We start from the raw sequence: 231 nt of genomic DNA, 5'->3' as shown, positions 1-231 counted from the left end.
ATCGGCCGCGTCGAAGATGCTGACGTTGGCGTAGAGCCCGGCGATCCGCCAGAGGTGGCGCCAGGTGCCCTGGCGCTGGAGCTCCTGGGCCAGTTCCTTTTCCGCCTGCTTGAGTCGCGTGGCGTCGGCGGCAGGCAGGTCGTGGGGCAGTTTGACGGTCATGCGGACCATGAACAGCATGGTAAATCCTCTACGGGGCGTGATCAGGCAGTGGCGACGGCGAGGCTGCTG

Annotated in this window: 1 protein-coding gene; it reads right to left on the bottom strand. The window is 66.2% G+C overall.

Going from position 1 to position 231, the window contains the following annotated elements; translation table 11 throughout:
* Positions 1-180 (bottom strand): muconolactone Delta-isomerase family protein (locus FS767_RS22680; protein WP_305986836.1); only part of this gene is annotated, 180 nt, incomplete at its 3' end.
* Between the last annotated feature and the right edge of the window lie 51 nt (positions 181-231).

Origin of the sequence: Pseudomonas sp. DE0010 (assembly GCF_007680745.1) — a bacterium.
Taxonomy (GTDB): domain Bacteria; phylum Pseudomonadota; class Gammaproteobacteria; order Pseudomonadales; family Pseudomonadaceae; genus Aquipseudomonas; species Aquipseudomonas parafulva_B.
The sequence above is the reverse complement of the archived record's forward strand: the minus strand, read 5'-3'. Positions and strand labels throughout refer to the sequence as shown.